Here is an 18,152-nt window from a genome sequence, read left to right on the forward strand (position 1 = left end):
ACGACGCCCGCGTCAGAGCTTCGGCCAGTGCTCCGCCCATGGCTTCGACTCCTCCAGCTGGGTGGCGACCTGCAGCAGCAGCCCGTCGTCACCGAGCTGCCCGGAGAGCTGGATCCCCAGCGGCAGCCCGGCCGCGGTCCGGTAGGTCGGCACCGAGATCGCCGGACGCCCGGTGAGGTTGGCGAGCTGGGTGTAGGGCACCCAGCCGAGGTTCTCGGCGACCAGCTGGTCGACCATCCCGGTCGCCCGCATCACCCGCCCGCCGTGCACCTTGTGCAGCAGCCGCGCCGCGGTCTGGAGAGCCTTGGGCGTGTCCAGCTGCCCGACCTTCAGCGGCGGCTTCGCCAGCGTCGGCGTGAGCAGCAGATCGTACGTCTCGTGGAACTCGCTCAGGCGGCGGACATGGTTGCGGCGGTTGATGTGCGCGAGCTCGACGGCGACCACTCCCCCGGCCCGGCCGAGCTCGGCCACGGCGAGGGTGTCGGCCTCGAAGTCGGCGTCCCTGGCACCGACGCGGAGCTTGGCCTCGGCGACCTCGGCGGCGGCCGAGGCGAACCAGATGGTGAGGAAGTCGCGCCCGAGCTCGGCGGCGTCGTAGGGCGCCTCGACCTCCTCGACCTGGTGACCGAGCGCTTCGAGAGCCTTGGCGGCGTCCTCGACCGCCGCGATCGCCTCCGGGTCGGGATCGGAGATCGAGGAGGTCGAGGTGAACCCGATCCGCAGCCGTCGGGGCTGGGTCGCGATCGCCTCGGTGAACGACGCGCCGGGGCGCGGCGCGTGGATCATCGCCATCGGCCGGTCACCGGCGAGCGCATCGTAGAGACCGGCCGCGTCGCGTACGGTGCGGGTCACCACTCCCTGGACCACGAAGCCGTTGGAGGCGTCCAGGCTCTGCGGGCCCAGGGGCAGCAGCCCGCGCGTGGTCTTCAGCCCGACCAGGCCGTTGCAGGCGGCCGGGATCCGGATCGAGCCACCGCCGTCGTTGGCACCGGCGGCCGGGACGATCCCGGCAGCCACCGCGGCACCGGACCCGCCCGAGGAGCCGCCGGGCGTGTGGTCGGTGTTCCACGGGTTGCGCGAGGGCCCGAACAGCTCCGGCTCGGTGATCCCCTTCGACCCGAACTCCGGGGTGTTGGTCTTCCCGAAGATCACCAGGCCGGCGTCCAGGGCACTCCGGGTGAAGTAGGAGTGCTCCTCGGCGACGTCGCCGACGAGCGAGCGGGAGCCGTAGGTCGTCGGGTGTCCCTGGTACTCCTGGGCCAGGTCCTTGACCAGGAACGGCACCCCGGCGAACGGGCCGGTGGGCCCGTCGCCGGCGACCTGGTCGTCGGCCTCCGGGATGTCGGCGACGATCGCGTTGATCCGCGGGTTCACCGCCTCGGCCCGCTCCCGCGCCGCGGCCAGCACCTCAGCCGCGGTCACCTCCTTGGCAGCGACCAGCGCGGCCAGCCCGGTGGCGTCGTACGTCAGATACTCATCGACCCGCATGAGCGCAGGCTAGCGGTCATCGCACCCGTGCGGAGGTCTCAGTTGAAGATCTCCCGGTAGTCGCCCTCGACCCGCTCGCGCTTCCACAGGTCGATGCCGGTGGCCGTGGCGTACTCGTCGATCCTGGCGAGCTCCTCGGTGGTGAACTCGGGACCGGAGAGCGCGCCGATGCAGTCGGTCACCTGCTCGGGGCGCGAGGCACCGATGACGACCGAGGTCATCCGCGGGTCGCGCAGCGCCCAGGCGAGCGCCATCTGGGCCAGGGTCTGGCCACGGTCGGCGGCGAGGGCGTTGAGCGACTCGATGCCGGCGAGCGTCTCGGGGGTGAGCGCCTCCGGCGTCAGGAATCGTGCCTTGACGGCGCGGGAGTCCTCGGGGACGCTGCCACCGAGGTACTTGTTGGTCAGCATCCCCTGGGCCAGCGGCGAGAAGGAGATCGCACCGGCGCCGACCTCGTCGAGCGTGTCCAGCAGCCCGTCGGTCTCGAGCCAGCGGTTGAGCATGGAGTAGGACGGCTGGTGGATGAGCAGCGGGGTGCCGAGGTCGCGCAGGATCGCCGCCGCCTCACGGGTCAGCGCCGAGGAGTAGGAGCTGAGCCCGACGTAGAGGGCCTTCCCGGAACGCACGATCTGGTCGAGCGCGCCCATCGTCTCCTCCAGCGGAGTGCTGGGGTCGGGGCGGTGGTGGTAGAAGATGTCGACGTAGTCGAGCCCCATCCGCTTCAGGGACTGGTCGAGGCTGGAGATCAGGTACTTCCGCGAGCCGCCGATCTTCCCGTACGGCCCCGGCCACATGTCCCAGCCGGCCTTGGTCGAGATCACCAGCTCGTCGCGCAGCCCGGCGAAGTCGCCGCGCAGGTGGCGGCCGAAGTTCTCCTCCGCCGAGCCGTAGGGCGGGCCGTAGTTGTTGGCCAGGTCGAAGTGGGTGATGCCCGCGTCGAAGGCCGTACGCAGGATCGCCCGCTGCCGCTCGAACGCCAGGTCGTCACCGAAGTTGTGCCACAGCCCGAGGCTGACCGCCGGCAGGTCCAGGCCGCTGTGGCCGGTCCGCCGGTACTGCATCGTGTCGTAACGGGACTCCGAAGGAACGTACGTCATGCGCCGGTCCCCTTTCCGGCGCGCAGCGCCACCTTGATCATCGGCCACTGCATCGGCAGCCGGGCCAGCGTACCGGCGAAGAATCCGGCCGACGCGGCGGTCCGCTTCCGGTTGGCCCGCCTCCCCGCGTCGACGCTCATCTGCACGTTGGCCGGGAACACCCCCACCAGCAGCGCCGCGCTCGCCAGCCCCGCGAGCCGCCGTGTCCTCGGGTGCAGCAACCCCAGCCCGCAGACGATCTCCGCGACCCCCGAGACCTCGACCACCGTGCGCGGCTCCGGCAGCTGCGGCGGCACGATCGCCTCGAAGACCTGCGGCCTCACCAGGTGCAGGGTGCCGGACCCGAGGAACAGCGCTGCCAGACCCAGGAGCGGGAGATCGAGAGAAGATTCAGTTCGCACAGGACGACTCTTCCACAGCCGCACAAGGCTCACTCCGGACGTCACTGCTCTGCGCGGGCTCCGCTCAGCTCTGCCCCGGCGGAACGCCCGGCCCTCAGATTGCTTGGTTGAAGTCCTCCTGATGCATTCGACTCGGGACGCCGTCGACCTCGTGGCCGCGGTCGTACCGCTCGATCACCAGCGCCGGCGTCCCGGCGAACTCCTCGATGAACGTCTCGTACGTCGTCAGCCCCAGAGCCTGCGCGATCCGGGCGCCGTACTCCTCGTCATAGATCATCGACGGGAAGTCCGGGGTGACCGGCTTGAGGATGTGGGTGGACGGATATCCGTCGAGCGCCCGATGCCAGCCGTTGTCGTTGCGTGCCAGGACGAGTCCTGGACCCCGGCGAGCGACGTCTTGCCGCCGACCGGTTTGTTGGCGAGCGGGAACGAGCCGACCTCCGCGAGCAGATCCGCCACATCTTGCTCGCCGACCTGTTCGAGCTTCGGCGTCCGCGGCTCGCCTGCGACATCGGGGTCCCAGATCTGCAACGCCCCGGCGACGTCTCGCCCATAGACCCGCAGCAGACCGATCACATCACGCTCGCTGACATCAGCCATCGCCGCGAGTCGCGACAGCATGCGTCCTTCGGGGAGCATCTCCGCGAAGAAGTTCTGCCTCCGCGGCTTGCGCCCGCGTGGTGCGACCGGGGCCAGCGGAACGGCCAGCGAGAGGACCGTACTGTCCAGACCGTACGTCTCCACCGCCTCCGCAGAGGCGACGAAGTCGTACGTCGCCCTCGACCCGACCAGCCGCCCGATCGGACCACCGTAGAGCTCGACGACGAGGTCACTCATCGTCGTTCCGAGGATTGACGGTCGCGGTCAGCTCGGTCCCGGTCTCCCGCATCAGCGCGAAGAGCCGCTCGACGAAGATCGACGGCTTACCCGCCTCGATCTCCCAGATGTAGCGCTGCGTCGTCCCGATCCTCGCCGCGAGCTCCCGCTGGCTCCACCCGTTGAGCAGCCGCGCCTGCTGCAGGATCCGCCCCAGCGACTCCGGACTGGTGACCTTCCCTGAGTACGCCATGAACCCACCTCCACTACTACGATATCGTATTCATCGCCATTGACTACTATTTCGTAGTCGCGAGCGATGACTCCTTTTCTGTAGTCACGGTGAAATCACGCCGACGACGTCTCCCATAACCGTTCGCTTCGTCACCGTCTGCTGCCGCACCATCACAGACATGGGTGTGCGGAACTATCTGATCGAAGGCGTCTCAGGCGCGGGGAAGACGACTGTCTGCGACGAGCTGATCCGCCGCGGATTCCAGGCGATCCACGGCGACCGGACGCTCGCCTATCGGGGTGATCCGGAGACTGGCGACCCGGTCGACGACAGTGCGCCCGAGCATCACATCTGGGACATCGCCCTGGTGCGCGCGCTGGCCGCTGACCGCACCGTGCCCGTGACCTTCTTCTGCGGTGGCAGTCGCAACCACGCGAAGTTCATCGACCTCTTCGACGCGGTCTTCATCCTCGACGTCGACCGCGACACGATGCTGCGGCGGATCGACGAGCGCGTACGCGTCGACCCGACCGACTGGGGCGGCCGGCCCGAGGAGCGCGAGATCTGCATCCGGATGCACGAGACCAAGGAGCAGGTGCCGCCCGGCCAACTCATCGACGCCACCCCGCCGCTCACCGAGGTCGTCGACGAGATCCTCCGCCGCGTCAGCATTCGTCGAGGCGGGTGAGCAACAAGGTCGAAGATCGCAGCCACCTGGTGGCTGCGATCTTCGAGCTAGCGGCCGATCAGGCGTCGGCGGCCTCGCGCTCGGCGAGCTTGGTGAGGCAGATGTCGACGATCATGTCCTCCTGGCCACCGACGAGGCCGCGGCGGCCGCACTCCATCAGGATGTCGCGGGTGTCGACGCCGTAGCGGGCGGAGGCGTTCTCGGCGTGGCGGAGGAACGACGAGTAGACACCCGCGTAGCCCATCGTCAACGTCTCGCGGTCGACGCGGACGGGGCGGTCCTGGAGGGGGCGGACGATGTCGTCGGCGGCGTCCTGGAGCTTGAACAGGTCGCAGTTGTGCTTGAAGTCGGACAGGTTCGCGACGGCGATGAACGCCTCGATCGGGCAGTTGCCGGCGCCGGCACCGTGACCGGCCAAGGAGGCATCGACCCGGTAGACGCCGTTCTCGACCGCGACGACCGAGTTGGCCACCGACAGCGACAGGTTCTCGTGGGCGTGGATGCCGATCTCGGTCTCGTCGTTCAGTACGTCGCGGTAGGCCCGGGCGCGGTCGCGGACGTCGTTCATCGTCAGCCGGCCGCCGGAGTCGGTGATGTAGACGCAGTGGGCGCCGTAGGACTCCATCAGCTTGGCCTGCTGCGCGACCACCTCGGTCGGCGCCATGTGGTTGAGCATCAGGAAGCCGGAGACGTCCATCCCCATCTCGCGGGCGGCGGCGATGTGCTGGGCGCTCACGTCCGCCTCGGTGCAGTGGGTCGCGACCCGCACCGACCGGACGCCCAGGTCGTAGGCACGGCGCAGGTCCTCGATGGTGCCGACACCGGGGAGCAGCAGCGTCGTCAGCCGGGCGTTCTTGATGACCGACGCGGCCGCCTCGATCCACTCCCAGTCGGAGTTGGACCCGGGGCCGTAGTTGACCGAGCCGCCGGTCAGGCCGTCGCCGTGAGCAACCTCGATGGCGTCGACGCCGGCCTCGTCGGCGGCGATCACGATCCGCTTGACGTCCTCGGGCGTGATCCGGTGGCGTACGGCGTGCATGCCGTCACGCAGCGAGACTTCCTGGACATAGATGGGCGTGCTCATCGTCAGTTCTCCTTCGCCGCGGCGATCCGTTCAGCCATCTGCAGCGCGGCCGAGGTCATGATGTCGAGGTTCCCCGCGTACGCGGGGAGGTAGTGCGCGGCGCCCTCGACCTCGAGGAACACCGACACCTGATGCGTGGGCCGGGCCTCGTCGGGCGAGGCCAGCAGGGTCTCCACCGGCTGGTCCGCAGGGATCGGGTGGACCTGGACCTTCTGCTTGAGGCGGTAGCCGGGGACGTACGCAGCGACGTCGCCGACCATCTTCTCGACCGACTCGGTGATCTCCGCGGCCAGCTCCTCGAGAGTCCGAGAGCCCCCGTCCACCAGCGCGAACACCGTGTCGCGCATGATCAGCGGCGGCTCGGCCGGGTTGAGGATGATGATCGCCTTGCCGCGCCTGGCGCCACCGACGGTGACGATCGCGCCCGAGGTGGTCTCGGTGAACTCGTCGATGTTGGCACGGGTCCCAGGTCCGGCGGACTTCGAGGAGATCGACGCGACGATCTCGCCGTAGGCGACCGGGACCACCCGTGCGATGGCCGCGACGATCGGGATCGTCGCCTGCCCACCGCAGGTCACCATGTTCACGTTGGGGGCATCGATGTGCTCGTCGATGTTGACGGCCGGGATGACGTACGGCCCGATCGCGGCCGGAGTGAGGTCGATCAGCCGCTTGCCGTAGGGCTCCAGGGCGGCCGCGTTGGCGACGTGCGCCTTGGCCGAGGTCGCGTCGAAGACGATCTCGATGTCGTCGAACTCCGGCAGCCCGATCAGCCCCTCGACACCGTCCGAGGTCGTCGCGAAGCCGAACTTCGCCGCGCGAGCCAGACCGTCGGAGTCCGGGTCGATGCCGACCATCGCGCCCATCTCCAGGTGCTGGGACGTACGCATCACCTTGATCATCAGGTCGGTGCCGATGTTGCCCGACCCGATGATCGCCACTTGTGTCTTGGCCATGTTGGTCACTTCCCTACGCTGAAGGTCACCGTGCCGAGACCGGACACGGTGGAACGAACGGTGTTGCCGGCGGCGATGGGCCGCATCGGGCCGAGGGCGCCGGAGAGGATGAGCTGGCCGGCGCGCAGCGGCTCGCCGAAGTCACGGGCGTAGCGGGCCAGCCACTGGACCGCGTTGACCGGGTCGCCCAGGCAGGCGGCGCCGGTGCCGGTCGAGACCTCCTCGTCGTCGATCGACATCGACATGGTGACCTCGCGCGGCTCGAACTCGTCGAGCGTCTTCCGCTCGGCGCCGAGGACGTAGGCGCCCGCGGAGGCGTTGTCCGCGACGGTGTCGCCGAAGGCGATCTTCCAGTCCGCGATCCGGCTGCCGCAGATCTCGATCGCCGCGACGGCGTAGTCGATCGCCTCGCGCACCTGGTCGTAGGAGAGGTCGCCGTCGGCCAGGTCGGACGCGAGCACGAAGGCGATCTCGGCCTCGGCCCGCGGCTGCAGGATCGCGTCGGCCGGGAGCACGTCCCCGTCCGCGTACGCCATGTCGTCGAAGAGCACGCCGAAGTCCGGGGTGTCCACGCCGATCTGCTCCTGGACCGCCTTGGAGGTGAGCCCGATCTTGCGGCCGACGATGGTGGCGCCGCCGGCGACCCGGGCGGCGGTGAGCCGCTCCTGGATCGCGTACGCGGTCGCCAGATCGGTCGCGTCGAGCAGGTCCCGCATCGGCGGCACGGGGATGCCCGTGGCGGCGGCGGTCAGCAGCCGGTCGGCGGCGGCCGCGACGGCAGCATCAGGCGGGGAGGTCACTTCGTTCATGGCTCCACGGTCTCAGCAGACGGGCCGATCCAGCGGACCCGGCGTCCCGCTGACCGGTACGGTGATCCCATGCCCCACGAGCCTGCCGACCTCGACACCGTGCTCGGCAAGGCCGTGACCATCCTGCGCGCGTTCACCGTCGACGACCAGGTGCTCTCCCTGGCCGAGCTCGTCCGCCGCACCGGGCTCCCGAAGGCGACCGTCCACCGGGTCGCCGGCGACCTGGTCACCAACCGTCTGCTCGACCGCACCAACCTCGGCTACCGCCTCTCCGGCGGTCTCTTCGAGCTCGGCATGCGGGCCTCCGTCGAGCGAAGCCTCCTGGAGCTCGCGATGCCGTTCCTCCAGGACCTCTACGAGCGCACCCACGAGACCGTTCACCTGGGCGTACGCGAGGGCCACGACGTCGTTTACGTCGCCAAGATCGGCGGCCACCGCCAGGCCAAGTCACCCTCCCGGCCGGGCGGGCGGATGCCCGTCCACTGCACCGCGATCGGCAAGGTCCTGCTCGCCTTCTCCGACCCGGAGGTGCAGCAGGAGGTCCTCAGCAGTCCCCTCGAGCGGCGTACGCCGCACACCATCGTCGCCCCCGGCCTGCTGGAGCGGCAGCTCGCCGCCGCGCTCGAGCACGGCGTCGCGTTCGAGCGCGAGGAGTCGGCCGCCGGCCTGCAGTGCGTGGCCGCCCCGGTGCTCGCCGAGGGCGGCGACCGCGCCCTGGCCGCGATCAGCATCACCGGCCCCGTGGGCCGCTTCCGGCCCGAGGCTCACGTCACCCTCGTCCGCGCCGCTGCGCAGGGCCTCACCAGCCTGGCGAGCCGCCGACGCTCGCTCTCGAGCTGAGTTCAGTCGGTGCGTGCCGGCGGCAGGTCGGCCAACCGGGCGTCCGGGTGCGCCCGGACCGCGTCGAGGAGCTCCAGCCAGCCCCGCCCGACCTCGTCCAGCCTGTCCTCGGAGACCAGCCGGAACGCGGCGGCCCGCAGCACGTCGACACCCACCTCCGGCGTACGTCCGGTGGCGCGCAGCGCCGTCAGCACCTCCTCGACCTGCTCGTCGGGCGCGGCGACGTCACCGGCCAGCGCCCACTCCAGCTCGACCTCGGTCGCGACTCCGTCCTGACTCACAGCTTGATCCAGTAGCGCCGGGTGAGCCCGTAGCCGTACGCAGCCGCGTCGATGACGTCCTGGAGCTCGCCGCCCTGGGACTCGATGGTGCGTGCCGAGGCCGCGTTGTCCTCGTCGCAGGTGATCAGGACGCGCTCCAGACCCAGCGCTCTGGCCTCGTCGAGCACGAGGCCCAGGGCTCGCCGAGCGTGGCCCTGGCGACGGGCCGAGGGCCGCACCGAGTAGCCGATGTGACCGCCCACGTTCTCGAGGAACTCGTTGAGCGCGTGCCGCAGCTGGATGAACCCGACGACCTCACCGTCGTCGGTGATCCAGAAGGCCGAGGCGTGGACCCGCCCGGCGGGCGGCGGCACCGTGAGGTCGCGGTCCAGTGCGGCCTTGGCGACCAGCCGCTCGCACGCCTCCCGGCTGACGTCGGCGGCCTCCTCGTCGGGGATGCCGGCGCCGTCCACATGCGCCCCGCCGAACTCGGCGACGGACGCCGCCCAGGAGTCGTAGAGGTCGAGCGCGGGAAGGGCGAGAGCAGTCATGTCGCACAGGACATCAGCCCGCAGGCCGCCGAGCAAACCCTTATCGCGGCGTCAGCCGTCGATCACCACGGTGCCCTTCGCCCGCGAGACGCAGAGGATCATGTGGCCGTCGCGCTCGTAGTCGGCGAGCGCGTGGTCGCGATGCTCCACCTCCCCCTCGAGCACCCGCACCCGGCAGGTGCCGCAGAACCCCTGCTGGCACGAGTACGCCTGGGCCGGCCGCACCCGGCGGACCGCGGTCAGCGCCGACTCCTCCGCGCCCACCTCGACCTCGACGTCGGAGTCCTCCAGCCGCACCCGGAACGGCCTGCCGCCGAGCACCGGCGGCGGCGAGAACCGCTCGTAGTGCAGCGTGTCGATCAGCGGGTCGGGGATCTGGGCGCGGATCGCCTCGATCATCGGCATCGGACCGCAGCAGTAGAGCGCCGCCCCCTCGGGCGCCAGCGAGATGATCTTGGCCGCGTCGGGCGTACCCATCTCGTCGTCGGGCCACAGCTGGATCTCGTGGTCGCCGACGATCTCCCGGATCTCCGCCAGGAACGGCATGGTCTCGCGCGAGCGACCGGTGTAGACGAACTCGTACGGCACGCCCCGCCGCACCACGTCGCGCAGCATCGGCAGGATCGGGGTGATCCCGATGCCACCGGCGACGAAGAGGTAGCCCGCGGGCGAGTCGACGAACGGGAACGCGTTGCGCGGTCCCTTCAGGACCAGCCGGTCACCCTCTGAGAGGAAGTGCGCCTCGACCGACCCACCGCCACCGCCGGCGGTCGGGTCGATCCGCCGCACGCTGATCCGGTAGGCGGAGAGGTCGTCGGGGTCGGAGTTGAGCGAGTACTGCCGCAGCCGGCCGCTGGGCAGCACCACGTCGACGTGGGCGCCCGGGTCCCAGGCCGGCAGGTCGAGGCCGTCCTCCCGCTCGAACCAGATCGCCTTGACGTCGAGCCCCTCCTCGTCGATCCGGCTGACGCGTACGTGCAGGTCTCGGTCGATCCGGCCGAGCGGCTTGCGACGCTTCCAGGAGCGGTAGGCGGCCTTGGTCCAGTAGCCCCCGACGATCGCCTCGAAGCCCCGGTAGAGCTTCGAGTCGGGGATGTCGGGGACGGTGTAGTGCGCAGGCATCGCTAGCCCTCCGCGATGGCGTCGGCGCGCAGCGCGGCGGGCGACTTGGCCAGGTAGCTCACCGCCTGAGCGGTCGAGCCCTCCTTGGACGGGTCGTAGTCGGGCAGGAAGAACTTCCAGGTCGCCCACCCGATGCGTACGATCCCGGGCGCCAGGCCACGACGCTCGGCGTCGATCAGCTTGAGCAGTCCGGCCTTCGGCCGCTTCTCCGGATCCGGCTCGGTCGGGTCGTGGTCCATCAGGTAGCGGGCGCCGCGCCACCACAGGATCAGCAGCGCCGTGCCCCCGAGCAGGTACGAACGGACCCGGCGGAGGTAGCGCCCGTCGACATGCTGGAAGACGTCGTACGCCACGTTGCGGTGCTCCACCTCCTCGGCGCCGTGCCAGCGCAGCAGGTCGAGCATCGTCTCGTCGGCGCCGGCCTCGTCGAGGGCGGGCGAGTTGAGCACCCAGTTGCCGAGCACCGCGGTGAGGTGCTCCAGGCCGGCGATGATCGCGGCGCGCTCGATCAGCCACTCCTCCTTGGCCCGGCCGGTCAGGTCGCGGTCGCCCAGGATCTTGCGGAACAGCGCCTCGATCTCAGCCGCGAAGGGACGTACGTCGAGGCCGTTGTCGGTGAAGTAGTCCTGCACCTCCTGGTGGGCGGCGGCGTGCACGCCCTCCTGGCCGATGAAGCCGATCACGTCCTCGCGCAGCTGGTCGTCCTCGATCAGCGGCAGGATCTCGGAGAACACCTTGACGAACCACCGCTCGCCCTCGGGTAGGAGCAGGTGGAGCACGTTGATGTAGTGGGACGCGAAGGCCTCGCCCGGGATCCACACCAGCGGCAGCCGGCTCCAGTCGAACTTCACGTTCCGCGGGTGGAGGGCCACCTTGGCCGGCTCGTGCCCCCGCTTGGCTTCCTTCGTCTCCTTGCTCATCGGCCTGCCTCCTTCTCGATGAAGGCCACGATCTCGCCCGCGACCAGCTCAGGGTCCGCGGCCACCACCCAGTGTCCGCCTTCGATGACCTGTGTGACCAGGGACGACGCGTACGCCCGAGGTGCCTCGGTCTGCAGCGGCACCGTCACGTAGGCGTCGCCGCGCGGTGCGATCACCAGCACCGGTACGTCGGTAGGCCGCGGCTCCGGCCGCAGCAGCTTGCCGAGGAAGTTGGCGCGGTAGAGCTCGACGCCGTTGACCTGGTCCTTGGTCGGTCGCGGTCCACCACCGACGAACCGTGCGAGCAGCCCCGAGCGCACCATCGCCTCGGGCAGCAGCGGCAGCTGGAACGCGAACACGTACCAGGAATGGGCCAGCTGGCGCAGCGAGCTCCCCAGATGGGTCCGCTCGCGCAGCCACGTGGTCGCCATCCCGAGGTCGGGCCCCGAGATCGAGACGTACGTCGCGAGCCGATGCCGCAGGTCGGGCGAGGTCACCGACTCCCAGGTCTGGATCGAGCCCCAGTCGTGGGCGGCGACGTGCACCGGCGCATCGGGCGAGACGGCGTCGATGACCGCCTTGAAGTCCGCGGAGAGCTGCGCCAGGCGGTAGCCGGAGGTCGAGTCGGGGACCCCGGACTCCCCCGTGCCGCGTACGTCATAGGCGACGACGTGGAAGCGCTCGGCGAGCACCTCGGCGACGCCGTCCCAGACGGAGTGGTTGTCGGGGTAGCCGTGGACGAGCACGACGGTGGCGGCGTCGGCCGGCCCGCGCTCGTAGACCGCGAGCTGCAGCCCGTCGGTCGTCTCGACCAGCCGTTTGGTCACCTCGGTCACGTCTCTCCTCCTCCGATCAGACGTCTCACCACAGATTAATGAGACACCGTGTCCGCAAACAATAGCAAGCACGAATCAGAGGACCCGGAAATGACCCGGCCCGCCGCAGACATGGTCTGCGGCGGGCCGGTCAGAAGCGGTGGGGACCTACGAGGTGTGGGAGTCGGCGAAGCGCGACTCCTCGGCGGCCTGGTCCTCGAGCTCCTTGCGGCGACGCTCGACCTGCAGGGCGACCTCGGCCGGATCGTCGATGAGAGCAGCCATGCCCCCAGGCACGCGTTCGAGCGCCTCGCGGGCGAAGATCTGCTGCATCGTGGTGGTGCGCTCGGAGCGGTCCTTGCCGATGAACGACATCATCCAGTGGAGGGTCGCGGTGAGCCGGTTGCGGAACCCGGTCATGTAGGCCAGGTGGACCAGCAGCCAGCCGAACCAGGCGAGGATGCCGGAGAGCTTGAAGCTGCCCATCATCAGGACCGCGTTGAAGCGGGAGATGGTGGCCATCGAGCCCTTGTCGAAGTACTTGAAGTCGCCCGGCTCCGGCTTGTTCTTCAGGCGAGCCTTGATCGTCTTGGCCGAGTGCTTGCCACCCTGGATCGCGACCTGCGCGACACCAGGCAGGTGGTCGAGGCTGATCATGTCGCCGACCACGAAGATCTCCGGGTGGCCCGGCAGGGTCAGGTCGGGGTTGACCGCGATCCGGCCGGCACGGTCGAGCTCGGCGCCGGTCTGCTCGGCGAGGGTCTTGCCCAGCGGCGAGGCCTGCACGCCCGCGGCCCAGATCTTCGCGATCGACCCGATCCGCTCGGTCCGGCCGTCCTTGAACTTCATCTCGATGCCGAACTCGTCGACGTGGGTGACCATCGCACCGAGGACAACCTCGACACCGGCCTTCTCCAGGGCCTTCTCGGCCTTGGCGCCGAGCTTCTCGCCGAACGGCGGGAGCACCTGCGGCGCCGCGTCCACGAGGACCACGCGGGCCTTCTCGGACTGGATGTGGGTGAAGTCCTTCTTCAGCACGCGACGGGACAGCTCGGCGATCTGGCCGGCCATCTCCACACCGGTCGGACCGGCACCGACGACGACGAAGGTGAGCAGGTCGCCGATCGGCTCACCGCGGGAGGCGGTCAGCTCGGCGATCTCGAACGCACCGAAGATCCGGCCACGCAGCTCGAGGGCGTCGTCGATGGACTTCATGCCGGGGGCGAACTCGGCGAAGTGGTCGTTGCCGAAGTAGGACTGACCGGCACCGGCGGCGACGATCAGCGAGTCGTAGGGAACGTTGATCTCCTGGTTGAGGACGCTTGCCTTGACCGACTTGGCCTCGGTGTCGATCTCGGTGACCTCGCCGAGCAGCACGCTGGCGTTCTTCTGCCGGTGCAGGATGTCCCGGGTCGGCGGAGCGATCTCGCCCTGCGAGAGGATTCCGGTCGCCACCTGGTAGAGCAGCGGCTGGAACAGGTGATGGGTCGTCTTCGCGATCAAGGTCACCTCGACGTCGTCGCGGCCCTTGAACGCCTTCGCGGAGAAGAGACCCCCGAAGCCGGAACCGATGATGACGACCCGGTGCTTTGCCTGGTCCGCTGACATTGCCTAATCCCCTACCTCAATACGAGACCTTTTTGAACGTTCCACCCATATTCTGAACCATCCAGGCGGATCTGTTCATTCCCGGGCGCGACTACTTCGTCACAGTTGCCGCACCGCCGGTGCGCATGCGTTTTCGCCGCGTGTCCGTTACCGAGTCGAAACCGGCTCACTTTAATCTGTGAGGGCGACCGGGACCTTGTGCCCTAGTCGTCCAGGGCCCAGATCGGACACCTTCAAGTGCGGAAAATTCTTGCAACGAACAGCACACAGACGATCGCGTGCGTTCCGAGCCGCGAGACAGGAGGAGACCATGCCGTTGAGCCGGCCAGCTCTCCTGCTCCGCACCGGCTCTCGAGCTGTTCAGGACGCCCGCGCCTGGGTCCGCGCGGCCTGTGAGGAGATCGAGCGCACCGACCTCGTCGAATGTGCCGAGTTCGGCGTCTCCGAGCTGGTCTCCAACGCGCTCTTCCATGGCACCGCCCCGGTGACGATCCGGATGCGCGGCACCGTCGACCACCCTCGGGTCGAGATCCGGGACGCCTCGACCGAGCCGCCGCTGCTGCCGGTCCCGCTCGCCCTCGACGACGAGGAGGAGGTCCTGCTGACGGTCGGCCGCGGCCTCTCGATCGTGGCCAGCGTCTCCGACGCCTGGGGCGCCGACATCGACGCGTCCGGCAAGACCGTCTGGTTCACCCCCGCGTCCGAGATCGACGAGGGCGACGGCGTCGAGGGCGTGATCACCGGCCCTGTCGGCGCACCACCGAAGCCCGAGCGCCTCGGCTCCGACACCGTCGACGTGAGCATCCTCGGCGTACCCCTCGCCCTCTACAAGGGCTTCCAGCACCACTTCCGCGAGCTGAGGCGAGAGGTACGCCTCCTCTCGCTCGCCCACGCCGACGACTACCCGCTCGCAGCCAGCCTCTCGGCTCTGTTCGGTTCGCTGGAGCGCCAGCTCCTCGACGGGCTCGGCCACGGCCAGCTCTCCGGCGTGATCGGCCACGGCCCCGGCAGCGACCGGGAGACGGCCGACCTGCACGTACGCATGCCGCGATCCGCCGCCGAGACGATGCGCCGCTTCCTCGACATGCTCGACCTCATCGACGAGTTCTGCCGCCAGGAGCGGCTGCTCGTGCTGGCCCGCTCTCCCGAGCAGGTCGCCTTCCAGCGCTGGTTCCTCGGCGAATACCTCACCCAGGCCGCCGGCGGCCGCCCCACCCGGTGGAGTGCGGCCCAGATGGCCGGTCCCCGCTTCTAGAACCCGTACGCTGTTCCGCGTGCTGCGTGAGCATGGCGACCTGCTCGCCCCCATCGCCGCCGGCGGAGCGCTCGGCTCGCTCGCCCGCTGGGGGCTCGCGACGGCTCTCCCCCACGGTGATGGCGCCTGGCCGTGGGCGACCTTCCTCGCCAACGTCTCCGGTTGCCTGCTGTTGGGTGTGCTGATGGCGTTCGTGCTGGGCCCGTGGTCTGCGGTCCCGTTCTGGGGCCGCTACCTGCGCCCGTTCCTGGGCGTCGGCGTCCTCGGCGGCTACACCACGTTCTCGACCTACGAGCTCGAGACCTTCGACCTGGCCGGGCCCGCACCCGTGCTTGCGATGCTCTACCTGCTCGTCTCGGTCGTCGCCGGGGTCGGCGCCGCCTGGCTCGGGCTCACGCTCGGCCGGGTCGTCGTGCTCGACAGCGGCCGGGAGGTCGTGGTCGGCGGGGTCGATCCCGACCTCGACCCCGACCCCGCCCAGGAGGAGGGTCGATGACCGCCCTGCTCGTCCTGCTCGGCGGCGCGATCGGCGCACCGGCCCGCTACCTGACCGACCTCTACGTCCGCGAGCGGACCGGCACGGACTTCCCTTGGGGGACGATGGCGGTCAACGCCGTCGGCTCCCTGCTGCTCGGGCTGCTGGCCGGCGCGGCCGCGGGCGGCGTACTTCCCGGGTGGGTGCTCACCCTGGTCGGCACCGGGTTCTGCGGAGCGCTGACGACGTTCTCGACCTTCTCCTACGAGACCGTCCGGCTGGCCGAGAACGGCCAGTGGCGGTCGGCCGCCCTGAACGTCCTCGGCTCCCTCGCGATCGGGACCGCCGCGGTCAGCCTCGGTTACCTCCTGATGCATCACTGAGCTCCAGCGTTGGAGCGCCCCTCGTCTGGACGCAGCGGAGCGAGGAGCGAAGCGACGAGCGCAGCGGAGGAAGACGAGGGTCAAGCGGAAGCGCTGCGCGAATTGCGAAGCAATCGCAAATAGTCAAGCCCAGCCGAGCTCGTGGAGCTTCTCGTCGTCGATGCCGAAGTGGTGGGCGATCTCGTGGATCACGGTGATGCGGATCTCGGCAGCCAGGTCGTCCTCGTCCACGCACATCTGCTGGAGCGGCTGGCGGAAGATGAAGACGCGATCCGGCAGGGTGAGCCCGTAGAGGTCGTTGCGGTCGGTCAGCGCCACGCCGTCGTAGAGCCCGAGGGTGTCCTGCGGCTCGCTCTCCGGCGGCCACTCCTCGACGAGGACGACGAGGTTGTGCACCTGGGCGGCCAGCTCGTCCGGGATCGCGTCGAGCGCCTGATCCACGAGTGCGTCGAAGCGCTCTGGACTTATCTCAATCCCCACAGGAGCTATTCTGCCGGGTGACAGATACAGCTACGCAACTGCTTCCGACGTATTTTTCCGCAGGTTTGCGCGAGCCTGGCGTTCCAGGTCCCGCTGGTGGAGCTCTCCGTTGCGCGGACGGCCGCGAGTGCGCTTGCGAGCGACCACGATCCCCTCGTAGAAGACCTCGCCTCCCCACACCCCGTGCGGCTCCTGGCGGGCGATCGCACCCTGCAGGCAGGAACGCTGCAGCGGACACGTACGACACAGCTCTTTGGCCCGGTCAGCGTCGGCGCTGGTCGCAGCGAACCACAGATCACCGTCCTCGATCGCGCACGGCAGCTCGCTCCAGTGCACGCCGGACGTCTCCCTCTCCGTCGCCACAGGCGAAACAGTCATCTCAATCCCATCCCCTCGCTGATCCCCGTCGTCAGGGATACCCACAGAAGAGGGTGGCCGGATGGCCTGTCAGTTTTCTGTCAATAGGCAGGTGCTTGGAGCGGTCACGCAGAGTTGAGGTGTCATCTACATCAGGGGATTCCACAAGTTCGCGACCCTGCTGGTACAAACTGTCCACACTAGAGGGAGGAAGGGCTAGGGTTTGCGACCATGCGCTCAATGAGAAGGGCCTCGGCGTCCATCACCGTGGGCCACCGACCCGTGGAGGACTTCCACCGACGGATGGCGCATGATCCCAACAGCCGAGCCATCGCCTCGGAGAGCCGCGACTGGCTGCTGGTGAAGTCGCTCCTTCAGCCGGGTGAGGTCCAGTGGGCTCGGGTCGCGGTCAAGTTCCCCCACGAGGGGAATGCGTCGGGCCACGCGTTCCTGACCGACCGCCGGGTGATGTTCGAGTTCCACGAGCGCGTCTTCTCGGTCAACCTCGCCGTGGTCACCTTCATCGGTGTCCCGCCGCCGCCCAGCCTGGGCGACTTCATCATCGAGGCCCTGGTGCCCGGGTCGTCCTACTCGACGACGATGAAGATCCGGGACAAGGACGCCTTCCACGACTTCTTCCCGACGCTCGACTACGCCGCCCGGGCCGCCGGCGCGCAGCTCAACGTCGATGCCAGCTGGGGTGGCGAGTACGGCGGCGGCAACGCCTACGGTCAGCCCGTCCCCACCAACAGCTACGGCGTGGCTCCCGCTCCGGGTTCCTACCCGCCCCCGGGATCCGCCTACCCGAACACCGGCTCCTACTACCCCAACCAGGGCCAGTACGGCACCAACACCGGCGCCTACGGCCAGGCACCGAACACCGGCGCCCAGCGCGCCGTCGGCAGCGCCTACGGTGGCCAGCAGCGCGCCCGCGAGGAGGCCGCGCTGGTCGAGGCCAACCTCGCCCACGCGCTCCCCGCCTTCCTGCACGAGGGCGAGTCGATCGTGGCCGGCGCCGACATGATCCAGAACATGACCGACGTCGAGATGAAGGTGATGGCCACCGATTCACGCCTGATCGTCGTCGAGGGCAACATCCTCTGGGCCTCCCCGCTCGAGCACACCCACGTCATCTACGCCGGCGGCGAGCGCAGCCACCTGCGCCTGCTGACCGACCGGGTCACCGAGACCATGGCCCTCACGCCGGGACCGCCCAGTGCCAATCCCTCCGACGGCCGCCGTCTCGTGCTGCGTACGCTGCGCGACGCCGCTGCCGGCGAGCAGCTGCACAACCACCTGACCACCAACGGTGGCCAGGTCTTCGACGCCTGGCCTGAGTAATTTGCGATTGCTCCGCAATTCGCGCAGCGCTTCCGCTTGACCCTCGTCTTCCTCCGCTCCGTTCGTCGCTGCGCTCCTCACTGCGCTGCGTCCAGACGAGGGGCGCTCCAGCGCTGGGTTCAGATGTAGCGGTCGCAAATGAGCGAGAGCCCCAGCCGTTTCGGCTGGGGC

23 protein-coding genes are annotated in these 18,152 nt (G+C 69.4%); 6 read left to right on the forward strand and 17 right to left on the reverse strand.

Features of this window, described 5'->3' with window-relative positions:
- Positions 1-12: 12 nt before the first annotated feature.
- The 6 genes from G5C66_RS12675 to G5C66_RS12700 all read right to left on the reverse strand — a co-directional run bounded on the left by G5C66_RS12675 (position 13) and on the right by G5C66_RS12700 (position 4,055).
- Positions 13-1,488, reverse strand: coding sequence for an amidase (locus G5C66_RS12675; RefSeq protein WP_165111323.1), 1,476 nt, complete (start codon positions 1,486-1,488; stop codon positions 13-15).
- A gap of 38 nt (positions 1,489-1,526) precedes the next feature.
- A complete protein-coding gene (mgrA, locus tag G5C66_RS12680) occupies positions 1,527-2,585 on the reverse strand; it encodes an L-glyceraldehyde 3-phosphate reductase (RefSeq protein ID WP_165111324.1) in 1,059 nt (352 codons plus the stop codon).
- Complete coding sequence (locus G5C66_RS12685) at positions 2,582-2,986, reverse strand: DoxX family protein (protein WP_165111325.1); 405 nt, start codon at positions 2,984-2,986, stop codon at positions 2,582-2,584. Before G5C66_RS12685 ends, mgrA begins: the two co-directional genes overlap by 4 nt.
- A 94-nt stretch (positions 2,987-3,080) precedes the next feature.
- Entirely contained in the window at positions 3,081-3,263 is a 183-nt protein-coding gene (locus G5C66_RS12690; protein WP_206444019.1) for a HipA domain-containing protein, read from the reverse strand.
- Entirely contained in the window at positions 3,260-3,823 is a 564-nt protein-coding gene (locus G5C66_RS12695) for a HipA N-terminal domain-containing protein (protein WP_165111326.1), read from the reverse strand. Before G5C66_RS12695 ends, G5C66_RS12690 begins: the two co-directional genes overlap by 4 nt.
- Complete coding sequence (locus tag G5C66_RS12700; RefSeq protein WP_165111327.1) at positions 3,816-4,055, reverse strand: helix-turn-helix domain-containing protein; 240 nt, start codon at positions 4,053-4,055, stop codon at positions 3,816-3,818. The genes G5C66_RS12695 and G5C66_RS12700 overlap by 8 nt, the downstream gene beginning before the upstream one ends.
- 160 nt (positions 4,056-4,215) lie before the next feature.
- Here G5C66_RS12700 and G5C66_RS12705 point away from each other — a divergent pair, with 160 nt between their 5' ends.
- On the forward strand, positions 4,216-4,725 hold the full coding sequence (locus G5C66_RS12705; protein WP_165111328.1) for an AAA family ATPase: 510 nt from the start codon (positions 4,216-4,218) through the stop codon (positions 4,723-4,725).
- 58 nt (positions 4,726-4,783) lie between these two features.
- Here G5C66_RS12705 and dmpG read toward each other — a convergent pair whose 3' ends face one another.
- Genes dmpG through G5C66_RS12720 form a run of 3 tightly spaced genes read right to left on the reverse strand, consistent with a single transcriptional unit; the run spans position 4,784 to position 7,574 of the window.
- Positions 4,784-5,809 (reverse strand): 4-hydroxy-2-oxovalerate aldolase, encoded by a 1,026-nt coding sequence (gene dmpG, locus G5C66_RS12710; protein ID WP_165111329.1) that lies wholly within the window; start codon positions 5,807-5,809, stop codon positions 4,784-4,786.
- Positions 5,810-5,811: 2 nt separating this feature from the next.
- On the reverse strand, positions 5,812-6,765 hold the full coding sequence (locus tag G5C66_RS12715) for an acetaldehyde dehydrogenase (acetylating) (RefSeq protein ID WP_165111330.1): 954 nt from the start codon (positions 6,763-6,765) through the stop codon (positions 5,812-5,814).
- A gap of 5 nt (positions 6,766-6,770) precedes the next feature.
- Positions 6,771-7,574 carry a 2-keto-4-pentenoate hydratase gene (locus tag G5C66_RS12720; protein WP_165111331.1) on the reverse strand — a complete coding sequence of 268 codons (804 nt, stop codon included), beginning with the start codon at positions 7,572-7,574 and terminating at the stop codon, positions 6,771-6,773.
- A 69-nt stretch (positions 7,575-7,643) separates the two neighbouring features.
- Here G5C66_RS12720 and G5C66_RS12725 point away from each other — a divergent pair, with 69 nt between their 5' ends.
- Positions 7,644-8,414: an IclR family transcriptional regulator gene (locus G5C66_RS12725; protein ID WP_165111332.1), complete on the forward strand. Its 771-nt coding sequence runs from the start codon at positions 7,644-7,646 to the stop codon at positions 8,412-8,414.
- A gap of 2 nt (positions 8,415-8,416) precedes the next feature.
- Here G5C66_RS12725 and G5C66_RS12730 read toward each other — a convergent pair whose 3' ends face one another.
- The 6 genes from G5C66_RS12730 to G5C66_RS12755 form a co-directional block, all read right to left on the reverse strand.
- Positions 8,417-8,695 carry a hypothetical protein gene (locus G5C66_RS12730; RefSeq protein WP_165111333.1) on the reverse strand — a complete coding sequence of 93 codons (279 nt, stop codon included), beginning with the start codon at positions 8,693-8,695 and terminating at the stop codon, positions 8,417-8,419.
- Positions 8,692-9,225: a GNAT family N-acetyltransferase gene (locus G5C66_RS12735; RefSeq protein WP_165111334.1), complete on the reverse strand. Its 534-nt coding sequence runs from the start codon at positions 9,223-9,225 to the stop codon at positions 8,692-8,694. Before G5C66_RS12735 ends, G5C66_RS12730 begins: the two co-directional genes overlap by 4 nt.
- Positions 9,226-9,276: 51 nt before the next feature.
- Positions 9,277-10,347, reverse strand: coding sequence for a PDR/VanB family oxidoreductase (locus G5C66_RS12740; protein WP_165111335.1), 1,071 nt, complete (start codon positions 10,345-10,347; stop codon positions 9,277-9,279).
- A gap of 2 nt (positions 10,348-10,349) precedes the next feature.
- Entirely contained in the window at positions 10,350-11,267 is a 918-nt protein-coding gene (locus tag G5C66_RS12745) for a metal-dependent hydrolase (RefSeq protein ID WP_165111336.1), read from the reverse strand.
- The gene (locus tag G5C66_RS12750; protein WP_165111337.1) at positions 11,264-12,103 is read right to left on the reverse strand and encodes an alpha/beta fold hydrolase; all 840 of its coding nucleotides are present in this window, start codon (positions 12,101-12,103) and stop codon (positions 11,264-11,266) included. The genes G5C66_RS12745 and G5C66_RS12750 overlap by 4 nt, the downstream gene beginning before the upstream one ends.
- 147 nt (positions 12,104-12,250) lie before the next feature.
- Positions 12,251-13,690: an NAD(P)/FAD-dependent oxidoreductase gene (locus G5C66_RS12755; protein WP_165111338.1), complete on the reverse strand. Its 1,440-nt coding sequence runs from the start codon at positions 13,688-13,690 to the stop codon at positions 12,251-12,253.
- A 310-nt stretch (positions 13,691-14,000) separates the two neighbouring features.
- Between G5C66_RS12755 and G5C66_RS12760 the strand changes: the two genes are divergently transcribed.
- The 3 genes from G5C66_RS12760 to crcB are packed head-to-tail and all read left to right on the forward strand — an operon-like array spanning position 14,001 to position 15,803.
- Complete coding sequence (locus tag G5C66_RS12760; RefSeq protein ID WP_165111339.1) at positions 14,001-14,945, forward strand: ATP-binding protein; 945 nt, start codon at positions 14,001-14,003, stop codon at positions 14,943-14,945.
- 19 nt (positions 14,946-14,964) lie between these two features.
- Entirely contained in the window at positions 14,965-15,441 is a 477-nt protein-coding gene (locus tag G5C66_RS12765; RefSeq protein WP_165111340.1) for a CrcB family protein, read from the forward strand.
- On the forward strand, positions 15,438-15,803 hold the full coding sequence (crcB, locus tag G5C66_RS12770) for a fluoride efflux transporter CrcB (RefSeq protein WP_165111341.1): 366 nt from the start codon (positions 15,438-15,440) through the stop codon (positions 15,801-15,803). Before G5C66_RS12765 ends, crcB begins: the two co-directional genes overlap by 4 nt.
- A 123-nt stretch (positions 15,804-15,926) precedes the next feature.
- Here the strand turns inward: crcB and G5C66_RS12775 are convergent, their stop codons facing one another.
- Together G5C66_RS12775 and G5C66_RS12780 are read right to left on the reverse strand one after the other, a co-directional pair.
- Complete coding sequence (locus tag G5C66_RS12775; protein WP_165111342.1) at positions 15,927-16,283, reverse strand: metallopeptidase family protein; 357 nt, start codon at positions 16,281-16,283, stop codon at positions 15,927-15,929.
- Positions 16,284-16,313: 30 nt separating this feature from the next.
- On the reverse strand, positions 16,314-16,646 hold the full coding sequence (locus G5C66_RS12780; RefSeq protein WP_338144158.1) for a WhiB family transcriptional regulator: 333 nt from the start codon (positions 16,644-16,646) through the stop codon (positions 16,314-16,316).
- A 225-nt stretch (positions 16,647-16,871) separates the two neighbouring features.
- Here G5C66_RS12780 and G5C66_RS12785 point away from each other — a divergent pair, with 225 nt between their 5' ends.
- Positions 16,872-17,981: a hypothetical protein gene (locus tag G5C66_RS12785; protein WP_165111344.1), complete on the forward strand. Its 1,110-nt coding sequence runs from the start codon at positions 16,872-16,874 to the stop codon at positions 17,979-17,981.
- Positions 17,982-18,152: the final 171 nt, after the last annotated feature.

It is taken from the genome of Nocardioides turkmenicus (assembly GCF_011045035.1).
Classification (GTDB): Bacteria; Actinomycetota; Actinomycetes; order Propionibacteriales; family Nocardioidaceae; genus Nocardioides; species Nocardioides turkmenicus.

Excerpts from the sequence above, each read along its gene's own strand:
- G5C66_RS12675 (WP_165111323.1), bottom strand. The coding sequence starts at position 1,488 with ATGCGGGTCGATGAGTATCTGACGTACGACGCCACCGGGCTGGCCGCG.
- mgrA (WP_165111324.1), bottom strand. The coding sequence starts at position 2,585 with ATGACGTACGTTCCTTCGGAGTCCCGTTACGACACGATGCAGTACCGG.
- G5C66_RS12690 (WP_206444019.1), bottom strand. The coding sequence starts at position 3,263 with ATGATCTATGACGAGGAGTACGGCGCCCGGATCGCGCAGGCTCTGGGG.
- G5C66_RS12695 (WP_165111326.1), bottom strand. The coding sequence starts at position 3,823 with ATGAGTGACCTCGTCGTCGAGCTCTACGGTGGTCCGATCGGGCGGCTG.
- G5C66_RS12700 (WP_165111327.1), bottom strand. The coding sequence starts at position 4,055 with ATGGCGTACTCAGGGAAGGTCACCAGTCCGGAGTCGCTGGGGCGGATC.
- G5C66_RS12705 (WP_165111328.1), top strand. The coding sequence starts at position 4,216 with ATGGGTGTGCGGAACTATCTGATCGAAGGCGTCTCAGGCGCGGGGAAG.
- dmpG (WP_165111329.1), bottom strand. The coding sequence starts at position 5,809 with ATGAGCACGCCCATCTATGTCCAGGAAGTCTCGCTGCGTGACGGCATG.
- G5C66_RS12715 (WP_165111330.1), bottom strand. The coding sequence starts at position 6,765 with ATGGCCAAGACACAAGTGGCGATCATCGGGTCGGGCAACATCGGCACC.
- G5C66_RS12720 (WP_165111331.1), bottom strand. The coding sequence starts at position 7,574 with ATGAACGAAGTGACCTCCCCGCCTGATGCTGCCGTCGCGGCCGCCGCC.
- G5C66_RS12725 (WP_165111332.1), top strand. The coding sequence starts at position 7,644 with ATGCCCCACGAGCCTGCCGACCTCGACACCGTGCTCGGCAAGGCCGTG.
- G5C66_RS12735 (WP_165111334.1), bottom strand. The coding sequence starts at position 9,225 with ATGACTGCTCTCGCCCTTCCCGCGCTCGACCTCTACGACTCCTGGGCG.
- G5C66_RS12740 (WP_165111335.1), bottom strand. The coding sequence starts at position 10,347 with ATGCCTGCGCACTACACCGTCCCCGACATCCCCGACTCGAAGCTCTAC.
- G5C66_RS12745 (WP_165111336.1), bottom strand. The coding sequence starts at position 11,267 with ATGAGCAAGGAGACGAAGGAAGCCAAGCGGGGGCACGAGCCGGCCAAG.
- G5C66_RS12755 (WP_165111338.1), bottom strand. The coding sequence starts at position 13,690 with ATGTCAGCGGACCAGGCAAAGCACCGGGTCGTCATCATCGGTTCCGGC.
- G5C66_RS12760 (WP_165111339.1), top strand. The coding sequence starts at position 14,001 with ATGCCGTTGAGCCGGCCAGCTCTCCTGCTCCGCACCGGCTCTCGAGCT.
- crcB (WP_165111341.1), top strand. The coding sequence starts at position 15,438 with ATGACCGCCCTGCTCGTCCTGCTCGGCGGCGCGATCGGCGCACCGGCC.
- G5C66_RS12785 (WP_165111344.1), top strand. The coding sequence starts at position 16,872 with ATGCGCTCAATGAGAAGGGCCTCGGCGTCCATCACCGTGGGCCACCGA.